Below are 14,168 nucleotides of genomic sequence, written 5' to 3' on the forward strand. Positions count from 1 at the left end.
TCGGCACCGACCAGCAGCAAAGTGAGGGGCGACAGCAACCCGTGCGCATCGCCAGATTCTCCATCGACGGCAATGTCGCCTTCGGCGCGGTCGAGGAGGACGGCACCGGCGGTACGTCCGCCGGCCTCGTCCTCGACATCATCAAGGGCATTCCGTACACCGACTTCGAGCTCTCCGGCACCAAGGTCCCGCTGAGCAAGGTCCGGCTGCTGCCGCCCGTCCTGCCCAACAAGGTGGTGGGCATCGGCCGCAACTACGCGGCGCACGCGGCGGAGCTGGGCAACGAGGTGCCCGAGAAGCCGGTGGTCTTCCTCAAACCGACCACGTCGGTGATCGGCTCCGGTGACGGCGTCGAGTACCCCTCGTTCTCCAACGACCTGCACTACGAGGCCGAACTGGCCGTCGTCATCGGCCGGATGTGCCGCGAGGTCCCGCGCGAGCGCGTCAAGGACGTGATCTTCGGATTCACCTGCGCGAACGACGTCACCGCGCGCGACGCCCAGAAGAGCGAGAACCAGTGGGCCCGCGCCAAGGGCTTCGACACCTCCTGCCCGCTCGGCCCCTGGGTGGAGACCTCCATCGACCTGGCGGCCGTCAGTGACGGTCTCGCCGTCCAGTGCACCGTCAACGGCGAGCAGCGCCAACTGGGCAGCACCCGCGACATGATCCGCTCCGTCGAGGACCTCGTCGTGCACATCACCGAGGCCATGACACTGCTCCCGGGCGACGTCATCATCACGGGCACCCCCGCGGGGGTCGGCCCCCTCAGCGTCGGCGACGAGGTCGCCGTCACCATCGAAGGCATCGGCACTCTCACCAACAAGGTGATCAAGCGTGGCTAACGCGACCGTCCGCGTACGTTTCTGTCCCTCGCCGACCGGCAACCCCCACGTGGGCCTGGTCCGCACCGCCCTCTTCAACTGGGCGTTCGCCCGCCACCACGGCGGCACCCTGGTCCTGCGCATCGAGGACACCGACGCCGCGCGCGACTCCGAGGAGTCGTACGAGGCGCTGCTCGACTCGCTGCGCTGGCTCGGCCTCGACTGGGACGAGGGCCCCGAGGTGGGCGGCCCGCACGCGCCGTACCGCCAGTCGCAGCGGATGGACATCTACCGGGACGTCGCCGACAAGCTGCTCGCGGCCGGCCACGCGTACCACTGCTACTGCACCGCCGAGGAGCTGGAGGTCCGCCGCGACGCCGCGCGCGCCGCCGGCCGCCCCTCCGGGTACGACGGCCACTGCCGCGACCTCACGGCCGAGCAGAAGGCCGCGTACGAGGCGCAGGGCCGCACCTCCATCGTCCGCTTCCGGATGCCCGACGAGCCGATCACCTTCACCGACCTGGTCCGCGGCGAGCTGACCTTCACGCCGGAGAACGTGCCCGACTACGGCATCGTCCGCGCCAACGGGGCGCCGCTCTACACCCTCGTCAACCCGGTCGACGACGCGCTGATGGAGATCACCCACGTCCTGCGCGGCGAGGACCTGCTCTCCTCCACACCCCGTCAGATCGCGCTCTACCAGGCGCTGATGGGGCTCGGCGTCGCCCACTTCGTGCCGCAGTTCGGCCATCTGCCGTATGTGATGGGCGAGGGCAACAAGAAGCTCTCCAAGCGCGACCCGCAGGCCTCGCTCAACCTCTACCGCGAGCGCGGCTTCCTGCCCGACGGTCTGCTCAACTACCTGTCCCTGCTGGGCTGGTCGTTCTCCGCCGACCAGGACGTCTTCACGCGCGCGGAGATGGTCGGCGCCTTCGAGATCGGCGACGTCAACGCCAACCCGGCGCGCTTCGACCTGAAGAAGGCCGAGGCGATCAACGCCGACCACATCCGGCAGCTGGACGTGAAGACCTTCATGGAGGCCTGCGCGCCCTGGCTGCGGGCCCCGTATGCCAACTGGGCGCCGGAGGACTTCGACCAGGCGGCCTTCGAGGCGATCGCCCCGTACGCGCAGACGCGCGTGACGGTGCTCTCCGACATCACGGCCAACGTCGACTTCCTGTTCCTCGCCGAGCCGGTCGAGGACGAGGCGTCCTGGACGAAGGCGATGAAGGGCGACCCGGCGGCGCTGCTGACCACGGCGCGCGCGAAGCTGGCGGACGCGGACTGGTCGAGCGCGGAGTCCCTGAAGAACGCGGTGCTGACGGCGGGCGAGGAGCACGGCCTCAAGCTGGGCAAGGCCCAGGCCCCGGTCCGCGTGGCGGTCACCGGCCGCACGGTGGGCCTGCCGCTCTTCGAGTCCCTGGAGATCCTGGGCAAGGACCGCGCGCTGCGCCGTATCGACGCGACGCTGGCGAAGCTCGCGGCGTAGTTCCGGCCGGACGTACGGCTAAGGGGGCGGCCGGGTGGGCCGCCCCCTTAGCCATGGGCCGGGGCCTCGGCGCGGTGCTCAGAGCGCCACGAGGTCGACGACGTTGATCACGACGTGCCGGTTCGACACCACGTACGTCACGAAACCACCCGCGAACGCCGCTGACCAGCTGTTGTCCCGGTTGCTCGTCGCCGGCGGCCCGTACGGATTGACGGCGAGCCGCTTCTCCAGGGCCGCCAACGCCACGAGTTGGGGCCCGGTCAACGTGGCCCTGCACCGGGCCGCCCGATCCGCGTACCGGATCGCGTACGCGCTCATCAGAGCCCCCTCGCGTCCACCGGGTTGTTCTCGGCGTCGTACGCCCTGCCTTCCGCGTCCCGGAAGACCATGCCCCCGGTGTCGCCCTCGGTCATGCGCTTGATCGTGTGCTCGACGTCGTCCAGGTATCCCGGGGTCGCGCAGGCGCAGGCGAAGGGGAACCACTTGTCCACGACGCCGTCCAGAGCCGCCCCGTCGAAGTCGGCCGCCGCGCTCAGCCAGTCCTGTTCGAAGGCCCGCAACCAGTCGGGACGCCGCTGCAACGCCGCGCGAACGGCCTCCGGAGTTCTCTCGCAGGCCTCCGGGTCCACTTCAGCGACCATGATCAACTCCCTCGACGGGTCTGGTGAACGGGACCGTCATGCTAGGCCGTGTCCGCCACCGGGCACGGTGCCCGACCGGCGCTGGTCATCCGTACGAAGGACAGGGCCCGCGGCGCGCCGCCCCGGTACCGTCGTCGTATGCCGATCCGCGCCGTCGTCTGGGACATCGACGACACCCTCTTCGACTACACCACCGCCGACCGCGCCGGCATGCGGCTGCATCTCGCGGCCGAAGGGCTCGCCGGCCGCTTCGGCACCGTCGACCAGGCGCTCACGCACTGGCGCGAGATCACCGACATCCAGTGGCTGCGCTTCGCCGACGGCGCGACCACCTTCCAGGGACAGCGACGCGACCGCGTCCGGCAGTTCCTCGGTACGGAGGAACTGAGCGACGACGACGCCGACGCCTGGTTCGACCGCTACGTCGCGCACTACGAGTCCGCCTGGAAGCTCTTCCCCGACGCCCTCGCCGCGCTGGACTCACTGGCCCCCGACTACCGCCAGGCCGTCCTGTCCAATTCGAGCATCCGCAACCAGGACCGCAAGCTCCGCGTCCTCGGTGTACGGGACTACTTCGAGACCGTCCTGTGCGCCGCCGAGCTGGGTGTCTCCAAGCCCGCCGCCGCCGCCTTCCACGCGGCCTGCGACGCCCTGGAACTCGCCCCCGCCGAAGTCGCCTACGTGGGGAACGAACCGGACATCGACGCCTCCGGCGCCACCGCCGCCGGACTGGCCGGAGTCTGGCTCGACCGGGGGCGGCTCGGCGGGCGCCCCGAGCTGGTGACGATCACCGATCTGGACCGCCTGCCCGCTCTGCTGCGCGGTGATACTCGTTTTGGAGCGCCGTCCCCCATCGGGTAATGTTCTTCCTGCGCCGCCCCAGAGACCGCAAGGTCTGGCCGGAAAGCGCAAACCCAAACAAAACCCCCACTTCGGGGGTTGAGTTTTGGTGGGCTATGGTGTAATTGGCAGCACGACGGTTTCTGGTTCCGTTAGTCTAGGTTCGAGTCCTGGTAGCCCAGCGCAGAGTTCTTCTGCAACGCCCCCGTTGTGTAGCGGCCTAGCACGCCGCCCTCTCAAGGCGGTAGCGCCGGTTCGAATCCGGTCGGGGGTACAGATCCTTCTCTCCGATCTCTTCGGGTCGCACCCGGACATGTCGATGCAGGATCGCTAGGGCCCCCGTTGTGTAGCGGCCTAGCACGCCGCCCTCTCAAGGCGGTAGCGCCGGTTCGAATCCGGTCGGGGGTACGCAGTACGAAAGTCTGAACCACCTTGGGCTATGGTGTAATTGGCAACACGACGGTTTCTGGTTCCGTTGTTCTAGGTTCGAGTCCTGGTAGCCCAGCTCAACGCTCCACCAGCTAGCCCCCGTTGTGTAGCGGCCTAGCACGCCGCCCTCTCAAGGCGGTAGCGCCGGTTCGAATCCGGTCGGGGGTACGTGACGACAAGGCCCTCCGCGATCGCGGAGGGCCTTCTCCGTGTCCAGGATCTTCTGCGAGCCCGGTCTCCGGGTCTGCTCTCCCGGGCCTGCCGCGCTCAACTCCCGGAACTGTAGCGCCGGTTTGACTCCTCGGCCTCCGCCAGCCGGCGCAGGCTGAGCAACACCGGCTCGTACAGCACGGTGAGCGCCACCGCCGCCTCCACCTGCTCGTACGGGTCCCCGTACCGCTCCACCATGTCGATGTCGGTCACGCCGAGTTGGTCCGCGAGCCGCCCGTACGGCAGCAGGTCCGCCACCTCGCACGGATAGCCGGTCCTGGACAGCCCGGCGATGGCCCCCACCAGGACGCGGTACGCCGCCTCCGAGGCGCCTCTTGCCGGCGCGTGCGTCCAGCCCAGCTCCGCGAACAGCTCCTCCGCGCGCCCCCGCGCCGCCCGCGTCGCCTCGTCCAGCTCGTCGGCCTCGAACGCGGCGTCCAGCGCCCCGTCGCTGGGCAGCGCCGCGATGGCGGCGCCCAGGCGCATGTGGTGGTCGATCGACTCGTCCTCGATCGCCGCGAGAACCTCGCGCGCGGTGGCGACCGGCATCCGGCCGACCTGTATCAGCGCGCGGACCAGGCGCAGCCGGCGCAGATGCCCGTCGTCGTACGCGGACTGGGTGGCGGTGACGCGGTGCCCCGGCCTGAGCAGCCCCTCCCGCAGGTAGTACTTGATCGTGGCGGTGGGAATCCCACTGCGCTCACTCAGCTCGGCCATCCGCATACCGCTTGCACCATCCCTTGGAGAGTGCCACTATCCAATCATGGATAGTGGCACTCTCCAAAGGGAGTCGCCGCCCGTACCGCCGCCTTCGCGCGGCCGGAAACAGGGGGAACGTCATGAGTGCGAAGCTGATCGAGGGTCGCATGACCGCCGCCGCCGAGGGTGACATCGTCGTCTTCGTCGTCGGGATGCGCATCAACAACTTCCGCGCCCTGCGCAGCTGGTGGCCGGTGTTCACGGCCATGCCGAGGATGCTCAGGGAGCTGTCGCGCGACAAGGGCCGCGGGCTTCTCGGCGTCCAGTCACTGCTGGGCCTCCCGCGGGTGCTCTACGTCGTCCAGTACTGGGACTCGAAGGAGCAGCTGCTCGCGTACGCCTCCGCGCAGGACGGCGAACACCGCCCCGCGTGGACGGAGTTCAACCGCCGGGTGCGTGCCGGCAAGGGCAAGGTGGGCTTCTGGCACGAGACGTACGTCGTCCCGGCGGGCTCGTACGAGAGCATCTACATCAACATGCCGGCGTTCGGCCTCGGCGCGGCCACGGAGGTCGTCCCCGTCGGCCGCCGGGGCGAGCGCGCGGCCGACCGCTTGGGCGCCTGACGCCGCCAACTCCGCACAACGGGGGCGGGAGTTGGGCAGCCGCGCTATGCCGTCGGCGCGGCCGGACGACCGCCCCCGAACGGTCAGCTGGAGCGGCGCAGCGCCTCCGACAGCCGCCCGGCCGCGTCGATGATCGCCTGGGCGTGCATCCGCCCCGGGTGCCGGCTCAGGCGCTCGATCGGACCGGACACCGACACCGCGGCGACGACCCGGTTCGACGGCCCGCGCACCGGCGCCGAGACCGAGGCGACGCCCGGCTCCCGCTCGCCGATCGACTGGGCCCAGCCCCGTCGCCGTACCCCGGAGAGCGCCGTGGCCGTGAACCGCGCCCCCTGGAGGCCGCGGTGCAGCCGCTCCGGCTCCTCCCAGGCCATCAGGATCTGCGCCGACGAGCCCGCCTTCATGGTGAGCGTGGAGCCCACGGGCACCGTGTCCCGCAGTCCGGACAGCCGCTCGGCGGCTGCCACACAGATCCGCATGTCGCCCTGTCGCCGGTAGAGCTGCGCGCTCTCCCCGGTCACGTCGCGCAGATGCGTGAGCACCGGCCCCGCCGTCGCCAGCAGCCGGTCCTCGCCGGCCGCCGCCGCCAGCTCGGCCAGCCGCGGGCCGAGGATGAACCGGCCCTGCATGTCCCTCGCCACCATCCGGTGGTGTTCCAGGGCCACGGCCAGCCGGTGGGCCGTGGGTCGTGCGAGCCCGGTCGCAGCGACCAGCCCGGCGAGGGTGGCCGGACCGGACTCCAGGGCGCTCAGTACCAGAGCTGCCTTGTCGAGAACGCCGACGCCGCTAGAGTTGTCCATGAAACGATACTCGCGTCTCACTCTGTGAAACGCAAGTTCAATTTTCCAGGGAACTTGCCACCCTGTACGGACGGGCCCGTCCACGAACGCGGGTTCGCGGCTGACGCGGGCACGCGGGACACCGGCGTGGGCCCCACAAATCTCCAGGACTGCCGGCGGCGCTGCCGGCCGAAGGGAAAGCGATGGGTAGGACACTCGCGGAGAAGGTCTGGGACGACCATGTCGTCCGGCGCGCCGAGGGCGAGCCCGACCTTCTCTTCATCGATCTGCACCTGCTGCACGAGGTGACGAGCCCGCAGGCCTTCGACGGCCTGCGCCAGAACGGCCGGCAGGTGCGGCGGCTCGACCTCACCATCGCGACCGAGGACCACAACACCCCGACGATCGACATCGACAAGCCGATCGCCGACCCCGTCTCACGCGTCCAGCTGGAGACGCTGCGCAAGAACTGCGCGGACTTCGGCGTACGCCTCCACCCGCTGGGCGACGTCGAGCAGGGCGTCGTGCATGTCGTGGGCCCGCAGCTGGGACTGACCCAGCCCGGCACCACCGTCGTGTGCGGCGACAGCCACACCTCCACCCACGGCGCCTTCGGCGCGCTGGCCTTCGGTATCGGCACCAGCCAGGTCGAGCACGTCCTGGCCACCCAGACACTGCCGCTCGCCCGCCCCCGCACCATGGCCATCACCGTCGAGGGCGAACTGCCCGCCGACGTCACGGCCAAGGACCTGATCCTCGCCGTCATCGCCCGCATCGGCACCGGCGGCGGCCAGGGTTACATCCTCGAATACCGCGGCTCCGCCATCGAGAAGCTCTCGATGGAAGCCCGCATGACCATCTGCAACATGTCGATCGAGGCCGGCGCCAGGGCGGGCATGATCGCCCCGGACCAGATCACCTTCGACTACCTCCAGGGCCGCGACCACGCCCCCGAAGGAGCGGACTGGGACGCCGCGGTCGAGTACTGGCGGACGCTGCGCACCGACGACGACGCCGTCTTCGACGCCGAGGTCTTCATCGACGCCACGGAACTGGCCCCGTTCGTCACCTGGGGCACCAACCCCGGCCAGGGCGCGCCCCTGTCGACCAACGTCCCCGACCCCGCTTCGTACGAGGACGCTTCGGAGCGGCTCGCCGCCGAAAAGGCCTTGGAGTACATGGGGTTGACCGCCGGGCAGGCGCTGCGCGACATCAACGTGGACACCGTCTTCGTAGGTTCGTGCACCAACGGCCGTATCGAGGACCTGCGCTCGGCCGCCTCGATCCTGGAAGGCCGCAAAGTCGCCGACGGCGTACGCATGCTGGTGGTCCCCGGCTCCGTACGGGTCGCGCTCCAGGCCGTCGCCGAGGGCCTGGACAAGGTCTTCACCGGCGCGGGCGCCGAATGGCGGCACGCGGGCTGCTCGATGTGTCTGGGCATGAACCCCGACCAACTCGCGCCCGGTGAGCGCTCCGCGTCCACCTCGAACCGCAACTTCGAGGGCAGGCAGGGCAAGGGCGGCCGGACCCACCTCGTCTCGCCGCAGGTGGCCGCCGCCACCGCCGTGCTGGGCCATCTGGCCTCGCCCGCCGACCTGTCCGACACCCGCACCCCCGTGGAGGCCTGAGCCGTCATGGACGCATTCACCACACACACCGGCCGGGCCGTCCCGCTGCGCCGCAGCAACGTCGACACCGACCAGATCATTCCGGCCCACTGGCTGAAGAAGGTCACGCGCGACGGTTTCGAGGACGGACTCTTCGAGGCCTGGCGCAAGGACCCGGACTTCGTCCTCAACCGGCCCGAGCGGCAGGGCGCCTCGGTGCTGATCGCCGGATCCGACTTCGGTACCGGCTCCTCACGCGAACACGCCGTGTGGGCGCTCCAGAACTTCGGCTTCCGCGCCGTCATCTCCTCCCGGTTCGCCGACATCTTCCGCGGCAACTCCCTCAAGAACGGTCTGCTGACCGTCGTTCTGGAGCAGCGCGTCGTCGACCACCTCTGGGAACTGACCGAGGCGCACCCCACCGCGACGGTGACGGTGGACCTCGAAGCGCGTCAGGTACGCGCCGAGGGCCCCGACGGAGCAACGGTGACCGCCGATTTCGAGCTGGACGAGAATGCCCGCTGGCGTCTCCTCAACGGCCTCGACGACATCGGTCTCACCCTGAAGAACGAAGCGGACATCGCTTCCTACGAAGCCTCCCGACCGTCCTTCAAACCCCGCACAATTGCCGTCTGATCAGCGCTTTTCCCCGCCTGCGCCCTCTGCCTCCCGGTAGGGGGCGCAGTGCCTTGTTGAGACCCCGCCGGGCGACAACTCGCCCCAGATGGCACAATCGGTGCATGGAACGCGACAGCCAACTCGAGCTTTACGGAGTGGTCGCGGACCGGCTCAAGGAAGCGCACACAAGGGTGCGCGCACTGCAAGTCCCGGAGGGCGTACGGATGGCGCTGACCCGGAAGCTGCTGGTCATCACGGCCGCGGCCAAACACGATCTCTTAGACGCGGCACGTCGTCTGGACCGCCTGATGAAGGACCTCGACGAGGGTCGATTCCCGCAAGGCGACTGAAGCCGCGGAACTCCGCGGGGTCGACTTCGTTGCGGCACTAGGGTGATTAGCCCGTTTCGTGTTTGATTTGCGGTATATATCTGCCTAACGTGCGGAAAAGCTTGAACACTTTCGTTCTGGCAATGTCTCCGAAGGGGAAGACGTGAACAAGGCGCAGCTCGTAGAAGCAATTGCGGACAAGGTCGGAGGTCGCCAGCAGGCGGCCGACGCCGTCGACGCGGTACTGGACGCTGTTGTCCGCGCCGTAGTCGCGGGTGAGCGGGTATCGGTCACCGGTTTCGGTTCGTTCGAGAAGGTCGACCGGCCGGCGCGTTACGCCCGTAACCCGCAGACCGGTGAGCGGGTCCGGGTCAAGAAGACGTCGGTGCCGCGTTTCCGCGCGGGACAGGGCTTCAAGGACCTGGTGAGCGGCTCGAAGAAGCTTCCCAAGAACGACGTGGCCGTCAAGAAGGCGCCCAAGGGCAGCCTCTCGGGCGGTTCTTCCACCCGTACGACCGCCAAGGCCGCGGCCAAGAAGGCCACCGCCAAGAAGGCGACGGCGAAGAAGACCGCCACCCGTAAGACCGCGACCGCGAAGAGGACCGTCAAGAAGACCTCGGCCGCCGCCAAGAAGACGGCCACGAAGAAGACCGCGACCGCCAAGAAGGCCACCGCCAAGAAGACGAGCGCGGCCAAGAAGGCCACGGCGAAGAAGACCGCGCCGGCCAAGAAGGCGACCGCCAAGAAGGCGCCCGCCCGAAAGGTGGCCGCGCGTACGACCACCGCCAAGAAGGCCACCGCGAGGAACAAGTAAGCGGTACGAGGCCGTAGGGCCACTCACGCGCCGGGCCGGGCTCCCCTCGGGGAGCCCGGCCCGCGGCGTTGTGTCCGGCGGTCGCCGCCCGGGACGGGGCGGACGTGCGCGGGGCGTGGGAGGCGTTCGACGGCTCTCAGAGGGTCTGGAGCGTCACCAGGGTGATGTTCCCGCTGTCCCCGCCCGCGCGTTCGATACGGACCCGCTGGCCGGGCCGCAACAGCCGCAGACCGCCCGCGTCGAACGCGGCGGCGTCGAAGTCCACCGGAGTCCCGTCGTCGAGCAGCACACTGCCGCTGCGGGTCTCGGATTCGAAGGTGTACGCGGTCGCCTGCATGCCCGCCAGCGTATCGGTCAGCATCCCTGCCGCGCCCCGCAGACCGGGTCGGTGACAAGCCCGGGGACGGGGCCGGCCGCCGTGTGGCGCGACTCCGTGTGACGCGACTCCGTGTACGGGCCGAGGCCCAGGGCGGCGGCGGCCAGCAGATCCTCTCCCGTATCGACATCCCGGCGTACGGAATCCACTCCGGCCAGCACAATTTCCGCGGCGCCCGAGGACAAATGCCGGAGCCGCGAAGGGCCGCCGAATGCCGGATTCAATTCCGATCCCGGCCGCGCGGCCAGCAAAGTCGTACCGATTTCGGCGGCGTCCGCGAGAAATGCGCGCGGAAAATCACCGGCCGCGTTGAGCACCCGCGCCAGGTCCGCGGGCCGCAGCGCGGGCAGATCGGCGTTGAGGGCCGCGACGGCGGCGTCCGGCCGGTCCGCCCTGACCGCCCGCGCGCCGTGCGCCAGCGCGGCGTTGAGCCCGGCCGCCGGACTGTCGGGGACGGTGCGCGCGCCCAGCGCCGTCAGTTCGGCCGTCGCCAGCGGGTCGTCGGTGACGACCACGACGTCGCGTACGACGTGGCAGGCCAGCGCCGCGGCGACGGTGTCCTGCGCGAACGCCAGCGCCAACTGGGGCCGCAGCAGATCGCCCGTCGACCTGGCGAGCCTGCTCTTGGCCACCACGAGCGGCTTGAGCGGGACGACCAGGGACCAGGAGTGGGTCGGGTCGGTGTTCGTGGCGGGCTCTCCGTCCTTGAGCGTTCGGCACTCTATTGTGGCCCGATCGCGCCGCACGGTGCGGTACGGGGCGGAGCACGCCCCGGGAATGGCCGATTGAACCCGCGGGTTCGGCTCATGGGCCGGGGCGTACGGTGTTCCTCGACAGAGCAGAGGCCTGGGGCGACACTTGACCCCCAGCAGCCAGGGCCGGCCCAAGCCAGGCCACAGAGAAAGGTGTCCGCGTGTCCCGCCCCAGAATCGGCTTCTGGTACCGCCTGGCAGCGGTCATCGCGAAACCTCCGTTGATCGTTCTGTTCAAGCGGGACTGGCGGGGAATGGAACACATTCCGGCCGACGGCGGATTCATCACCGTGGTCAACCACAACTCGGCTCTGGACCCACTCTCCTACGGACACTTCCAGTACAACAGCGGCCGGGTGCCGCGACTCCTCGCCAAGGCGGGGCTCTTCGACGTGCCTTTCGTCGGCATGATGCTCCGCGGCACCGGACAGATTCCCGTCTATCGCGAGAGCTCCAACGCCCTGGACGCATTCCGGGCCGCGGTGAACGCCATCGAGCGCGGGGAATGCGTCGCCTTCTATCCCGAAGGCACCCTCACCCGCGACCCCGACATGTGGCCGATGACCGGCAAGACCGGTGCGGCGCGCGTCGCCCTCCTTACAAAGGCGCCGGTCATTCCCGTCGCCCAGTGGGGCGCCAATCTGGTGATACCGCCGTACGCCAAGGAGAACAAGGTCCGTCTCTTTCCGCGCAAGACGCTGCGCGTGAAGGCCGGCCCGGCGATCGACCTCTCCCGGTTCCACGGCCAGGACCCGACGCCCGAGGTTCTCCGCGAGGTCACCGAGGTCATCATGGCGGCGATCACCGAACTGCTCGCCGAACTACGCGGCGAGCCGGTTCCCGCCGCACCGTACGACCACCGCAAGGTTCTGGAAGAGGAGCGGCGCAAGGCCGCGGAAGAGGGGTTGAAGTGACGCGCGTCGCGGTCTTCGGGACGGGATCGTGGGGAACGGCGTTCGCCATGATTCTCGCGGACGCGGGATGCGAGGTGACTCTCTGGGCCCGCCGCCCCGAGGTCGTCGACGCTGTCAACAACACCCGCGCCAACCCGGACTATCTCCCGGGCGTCGAGCTGCCCTCCTCCGTGCGGGCCACGACCGACCCCGCGGAGGCCGCCAGGGACGCCGAGTTCACCGTCATCACCATCCCGTCCCAGACCCTGCGCGCCAATCTCGCCCAGTGGTCCTCGCTGCTGCCGTCGGACACCGTCCTCGTCTCCCTGATGAAGGGCGTCGAACTGGGCACCGCGAAGCGCATGAGCGAGGTGATCGGGGAGGTCGCCAAGGCACCGGCCGACCGCGTCGCCGTCCTCACCGGCCCCAACCTCGCCGGGGAGATCGCCGCCAGACAGCCCGCCGCCGCCGTCGTCGCGTGCACCGACGAGGCCGTCGCCAACCGGCTCCAGGCCGCCTGCCACACGCCGTACTTCCGCCCGTACACGAACACCGACGTGGTCGGCTGCGAACTCGGCGGCGCCGTCAAGAACGTCATCGGGCTCGCCGTCGGCATCGCCGACGGTATGGGACTCGGCGACAACACCAAGGCGTCGCTGATGACGCGCGGCCTCGCCGAAACCACCCGCCTGGGGCTGGCGATGGGCGCCGACCCGCACACCTTCTCCGGACTCGCCGGAATGGGCGATCTGATCGCGACGTGTTCCTCGCCGCTCTCGCGCAACCACACCTTCGGCACCAACCTCGGACGCGGCATGACACTGGAGCAGACGATCGCGGCGAGCAAGCAGACCGCGGAGGGCGTCAAGTCCTGCCAGTCGGTGCTGGATCTGGCCCAGCGGCACGGTGTCGACATGCCGATCACCGAAACCGTCGTGAGCATCGTCCACGAGGGGAAGCCCCCGCTCGTCGCGGTGAAGGAGCTGATGGCGCGCAGCGCCAAGCCCGAACGCCGCTGACTCGGCGCCGGACAGCAGGTAACCTCATCGCGATATGAGCAGCGAGAACCTCCCCCAGAGCCCTGAGCAGCAGCTCCGCAAGCCGCGCGTGGCGGTCGTCTTCGGCGGCCGGAGCTCCGAGCACGCCATCTCGGTGGTCACGGCCGGCGCCGTGCTGCGCTCCATCGACCGTACGAAGTACGAGGTGCTGCCCATCGGCATCACCACGGACGGCCGCTGGGCGCTCACCGCCGACGAACCGGACCGCATGGGCATCGCCGACCGCCGGCTGCCGAGCGTCGAGGAACTGGCCGAGTCCACGGAGGGCGGCGTCGTCCTCTCCGTCGACCCGGGCAACCGGGAGGTCGTCTACAGCGAGCAGGGCTCCGTGCCCAAGGCGCTCGGCGAGGTCGACGTCGTCTTCCCCGTGCTGCACGGCCCGTACGGCGAGGACGGCACCCTCCAGGGGCTGTTGGAGCTGTCCGGTGTCCCGTACGTCGGCGCGGGCGTCCTGGCGTCGGCCGTCGGCCAGGACAAGGAGTACATGAAGCGGGTGTTCCTCTCGTACGGGCTGCCCGTCGGGCCGTACGAGGTGATCCGCCCGCGCGAGTGGCGGCAGGACCCCTCCGGCGCCCGTAAGAAGATCGTGGACTTCGCCGCCGAGCACGGCTGGCCGATCTTCGTGAAGCCCGCACGCGCCGGTTCCTCCATGGGCATCACCAAGGTCGACGCCCTGGAGGGGCTGGAGGACGCGATCGAGGAGGCGCAGCGCCACGACCCGAAGATCCTGGTCGAGTCGCTGCTGCGCGGCCGGGAGATCGAGTGCGGGGTACTGGAGTTCGAGGACGGGCCGCGCGCGAGTGTGCCGGCCGAGATCCCGCCCGTCACGTCGCACGAGTTCTACGACTTCGAGGCGAAGTACATCGACGCCGCGGCCGGCCTGGTGCCCGCGCCTCTTACAGAGGAGCAGACGGCCGAGGTCCAGCGGCTCGCCGTGGAGGCGTACGACGCCGTGTCCTGCGAGGGGCTTGTCCGCGCGGACTTCTTCCTTACGGAGGACGGCGGGTTCGTCATCAACGAGATCAACACGATGCCGGGCTTCACGCCGATCTCGATGTACCCGCGGATGTGGCAGGAGAGCGGCGTCGGCTACGCGGAGCTGATCGACCGGCTGATCGAGGCGGCGCTGCGCCGTCCGACCGGACTGCGCTGAGGGGACGACGCGTTCCGTTCGGCGCGACGTCCGTGCG

General features: G+C 69.7%; 17 protein-coding genes and 5 tRNA genes. 16 read left to right on the plus strand and 6 right to left on the minus strand.

Annotated elements, in window-relative coordinates:
- The first annotated feature begins 41 nt into the window (after window positions 1-41).
- Window positions 42-842 carry a fumarylacetoacetate hydrolase family protein gene (locus ACFYNU_RS06565; RefSeq protein ID WP_356593852.1) on the plus strand — a complete coding sequence of 267 codons (801 nt, stop codon included), beginning with the start codon at window positions 42-44 and terminating at the stop codon, window positions 840-842.
- Window positions 835-2,310, plus strand: a complete 1,476-nt coding sequence (gene gltX, locus ACFYNU_RS06570; RefSeq protein ID WP_356593854.1) for a glutamate--tRNA ligase — start codon at window positions 835-837, stop codon at window positions 2,308-2,310. Before ACFYNU_RS06565 ends, gltX begins: the two co-directional genes overlap by 8 nt.
- 78 nt (window positions 2,311-2,388) lie before the next feature.
- Here gltX and ACFYNU_RS06575 read toward each other — a convergent pair whose 3' ends face one another.
- Together ACFYNU_RS06575 and ACFYNU_RS06580 are read right to left on the minus strand one after the other, a co-directional pair.
- Complete coding sequence (locus tag ACFYNU_RS06575) at window positions 2,389-2,628, minus strand: hypothetical protein (RefSeq protein WP_356593856.1); 240 nt, start codon at window positions 2,626-2,628, stop codon at window positions 2,389-2,391.
- Window positions 2,628-2,951, minus strand: a complete 324-nt coding sequence (locus tag ACFYNU_RS06580; RefSeq protein WP_356593858.1) for a DUF6247 family protein — start codon at window positions 2,949-2,951, stop codon at window positions 2,628-2,630. The genes ACFYNU_RS06575 and ACFYNU_RS06580 overlap by 1 nt, the downstream gene beginning before the upstream one ends.
- A 138-nt stretch (window positions 2,952-3,089) precedes the next feature.
- On the opposite strand from ACFYNU_RS06580, the gene ACFYNU_RS06585 reads away from it, so the two are divergent.
- The 6 genes from ACFYNU_RS06585 (at window position 3,090) to ACFYNU_RS06610 (ending at window position 4,388) form a co-directional block, all read left to right on the plus strand.
- Complete coding sequence (locus ACFYNU_RS06585; RefSeq protein WP_356593860.1) at window positions 3,090-3,812, plus strand: HAD family hydrolase; 723 nt, start codon at window positions 3,090-3,092, stop codon at window positions 3,810-3,812.
- Window positions 3,813-3,901: 89 nt separating this feature from the next.
- Window positions 3,902-3,973, plus strand: a tRNA-Gln gene (locus ACFYNU_RS06590).
- Between the two features lie 19 nt (window positions 3,974-3,992).
- Window positions 3,993-4,065: transfer RNA gene (locus ACFYNU_RS06595), tRNA-Glu, on the plus strand.
- A 61-nt stretch (window positions 4,066-4,126) separates the two neighbouring features.
- A tRNA-Glu gene (locus ACFYNU_RS06600) sits at window positions 4,127-4,199 on the plus strand.
- 25 nt (window positions 4,200-4,224) lie between these two features.
- A tRNA-Gln gene (locus ACFYNU_RS06605) sits at window positions 4,225-4,296 on the plus strand.
- A gap of 19 nt (window positions 4,297-4,315) precedes the next feature.
- Window positions 4,316-4,388: transfer RNA gene (locus ACFYNU_RS06610), tRNA-Glu, on the plus strand.
- 99 nt (window positions 4,389-4,487) lie between these two features.
- Here the strand turns inward: ACFYNU_RS06610 and ACFYNU_RS06615 are convergent.
- A complete protein-coding gene (locus ACFYNU_RS06615) occupies window positions 4,488-5,153 on the minus strand; it encodes a MerR family transcriptional regulator (RefSeq protein ID WP_356593862.1) in 666 nt (221 codons plus the stop codon).
- A gap of 116 nt (window positions 5,154-5,269) precedes the next feature.
- Between ACFYNU_RS06615 and ACFYNU_RS06620 the strand changes: the two genes are divergently transcribed.
- Entirely contained in the window at window positions 5,270-5,752 is a 483-nt protein-coding gene (locus ACFYNU_RS06620; protein ID WP_356593864.1) for a DUF4188 domain-containing protein, read from the plus strand.
- Window positions 5,753-5,835: 83 nt separating this feature from the next.
- On the opposite strand, the gene ndgR is transcribed toward ACFYNU_RS06620, so the two are convergent.
- Window positions 5,836-6,552 carry an IclR family transcriptional regulator NdgR gene (gene ndgR / locus ACFYNU_RS06625; protein ID WP_023538406.1) on the minus strand — a complete coding sequence of 239 codons (717 nt, stop codon included), beginning with the start codon at window positions 6,550-6,552 and terminating at the stop codon, window positions 5,836-5,838.
- A gap of 182 nt (window positions 6,553-6,734) precedes the next feature.
- Between ndgR and leuC the strand changes: the two genes are divergently transcribed.
- From leuC to ACFYNU_RS06645, 4 genes are all read left to right on the plus strand, one after another.
- The gene (leuC, locus tag ACFYNU_RS06630; RefSeq protein WP_356593866.1) at window positions 6,735-8,159 is read left to right on the plus strand and encodes a 3-isopropylmalate dehydratase large subunit; all 1,425 of its coding nucleotides are present in this window, start codon (window positions 6,735-6,737) and stop codon (window positions 8,157-8,159) included.
- A 6-nt stretch (window positions 8,160-8,165) separates the two neighbouring features.
- On the plus strand, window positions 8,166-8,774 hold the full coding sequence (leuD, locus tag ACFYNU_RS06635; RefSeq protein ID WP_356593868.1) for a 3-isopropylmalate dehydratase small subunit: 609 nt from the start codon (window positions 8,166-8,168) through the stop codon (window positions 8,772-8,774).
- A 104-nt stretch (window positions 8,775-8,878) separates the two neighbouring features.
- On the plus strand, window positions 8,879-9,106 hold the full coding sequence (locus ACFYNU_RS06640; RefSeq protein ID WP_147878303.1) for a hypothetical protein: 228 nt from the start codon (window positions 8,879-8,881) through the stop codon (window positions 9,104-9,106).
- Window positions 9,107-9,248: 142 nt separating this feature from the next.
- Window positions 9,249-9,899, plus strand: coding sequence for an HU family DNA-binding protein (locus ACFYNU_RS06645; RefSeq protein WP_356593870.1), 651 nt, complete (start codon window positions 9,249-9,251; stop codon window positions 9,897-9,899).
- A 136-nt stretch (window positions 9,900-10,035) separates the two neighbouring features.
- Here the strand turns inward: ACFYNU_RS06645 and ACFYNU_RS06650 are convergent, their stop codons facing one another.
- On the minus strand, window positions 10,036-10,236 hold the full coding sequence (locus ACFYNU_RS06650; protein WP_031229385.1) for a hypothetical protein: 201 nt from the start codon (window positions 10,234-10,236) through the stop codon (window positions 10,036-10,038).
- Between the two features lie 17 nt (window positions 10,237-10,253).
- A complete protein-coding gene (gene cofC / locus ACFYNU_RS06655; protein WP_356594021.1) occupies window positions 10,254-11,000 on the minus strand; it encodes a 2-phospho-L-lactate guanylyltransferase in 747 nt (248 codons plus the stop codon).
- Between the two features lie 188 nt (window positions 11,001-11,188).
- Here cofC and ACFYNU_RS06660 point away from each other — a divergent pair, with 188 nt between their 5' ends.
- Genes ACFYNU_RS06660 through ACFYNU_RS06670 form a run of 3 tightly spaced genes read left to right on the plus strand, consistent with a single transcriptional unit; the run spans window position 11,189 to window position 14,131 of the window.
- The gene (locus ACFYNU_RS06660; protein WP_356593872.1) at window positions 11,189-11,941 is read left to right on the plus strand and encodes a lysophospholipid acyltransferase family protein; all 753 of its coding nucleotides are present in this window, start codon (window positions 11,189-11,191) and stop codon (window positions 11,939-11,941) included.
- A complete protein-coding gene (locus ACFYNU_RS06665) occupies window positions 11,938-12,939 on the plus strand; it encodes an NAD(P)H-dependent glycerol-3-phosphate dehydrogenase (protein ID WP_356593874.1) in 1,002 nt (333 codons plus the stop codon). The genes ACFYNU_RS06660 and ACFYNU_RS06665 overlap by 4 nt, the downstream gene beginning before the upstream one ends.
- A gap of 34 nt (window positions 12,940-12,973) precedes the next feature.
- The gene (locus ACFYNU_RS06670) at window positions 12,974-14,131 is read left to right on the plus strand and encodes a D-alanine--D-alanine ligase family protein (protein ID WP_356593876.1); all 1,158 of its coding nucleotides are present in this window, start codon (window positions 12,974-12,976) and stop codon (window positions 14,129-14,131) included.
- Window positions 14,132-14,168: the final 37 nt, after the last annotated feature.

This window comes from Streptomyces sp. NPDC006643 (assembly GCF_042870175.1).
In the GTDB taxonomy this organism is placed as follows: Bacteria; Actinomycetota; Actinomycetes; order Streptomycetales; family Streptomycetaceae; genus Streptomyces.

Excerpts from the sequence above, each read along its gene's own strand:
- ACFYNU_RS06575 (WP_356593856.1), bottom strand. The coding sequence starts at position 2,628 with ATGAGCGCGTACGCGATCCGGTACGCGGATCGGGCGGCCCGGTGCAGG.
- ACFYNU_RS06580 (WP_356593858.1), bottom strand. The coding sequence starts at position 2,951 with ATGGTCGCTGAAGTGGACCCGGAGGCCTGCGAGAGAACTCCGGAGGCC.
- ACFYNU_RS06585 (WP_356593860.1), top strand. The coding sequence starts at position 3,090 with ATGCCGATCCGCGCCGTCGTCTGGGACATCGACGACACCCTCTTCGAC.
- ACFYNU_RS06615 (WP_356593862.1), bottom strand. The coding sequence starts at position 5,153 with ATGCGGATGGCCGAGCTGAGTGAGCGCAGTGGGATTCCCACCGCCACG.
- ACFYNU_RS06620 (WP_356593864.1), top strand. The coding sequence starts at position 5,270 with ATGAGTGCGAAGCTGATCGAGGGTCGCATGACCGCCGCCGCCGAGGGT.
- ndgR (WP_023538406.1), bottom strand. The coding sequence starts at position 6,552 with ATGGACAACTCTAGCGGCGTCGGCGTTCTCGACAAGGCAGCTCTGGTA.
- leuC (WP_356593866.1), top strand. The coding sequence starts at position 6,735 with ATGGGTAGGACACTCGCGGAGAAGGTCTGGGACGACCATGTCGTCCGG.
- leuD (WP_356593868.1), top strand. The coding sequence starts at position 8,166 with ATGGACGCATTCACCACACACACCGGCCGGGCCGTCCCGCTGCGCCGC.
- ACFYNU_RS06640 (WP_147878303.1), top strand. The coding sequence starts at position 8,879 with ATGGAACGCGACAGCCAACTCGAGCTTTACGGAGTGGTCGCGGACCGG.
- ACFYNU_RS06650 (WP_031229385.1), bottom strand. The coding sequence starts at position 10,236 with ATGCAGGCGACCGCGTACACCTTCGAATCCGAGACCCGCAGCGGCAGT.
- ACFYNU_RS06670 (WP_356593876.1), top strand. The coding sequence starts at position 12,974 with ATGAGCAGCGAGAACCTCCCCCAGAGCCCTGAGCAGCAGCTCCGCAAG.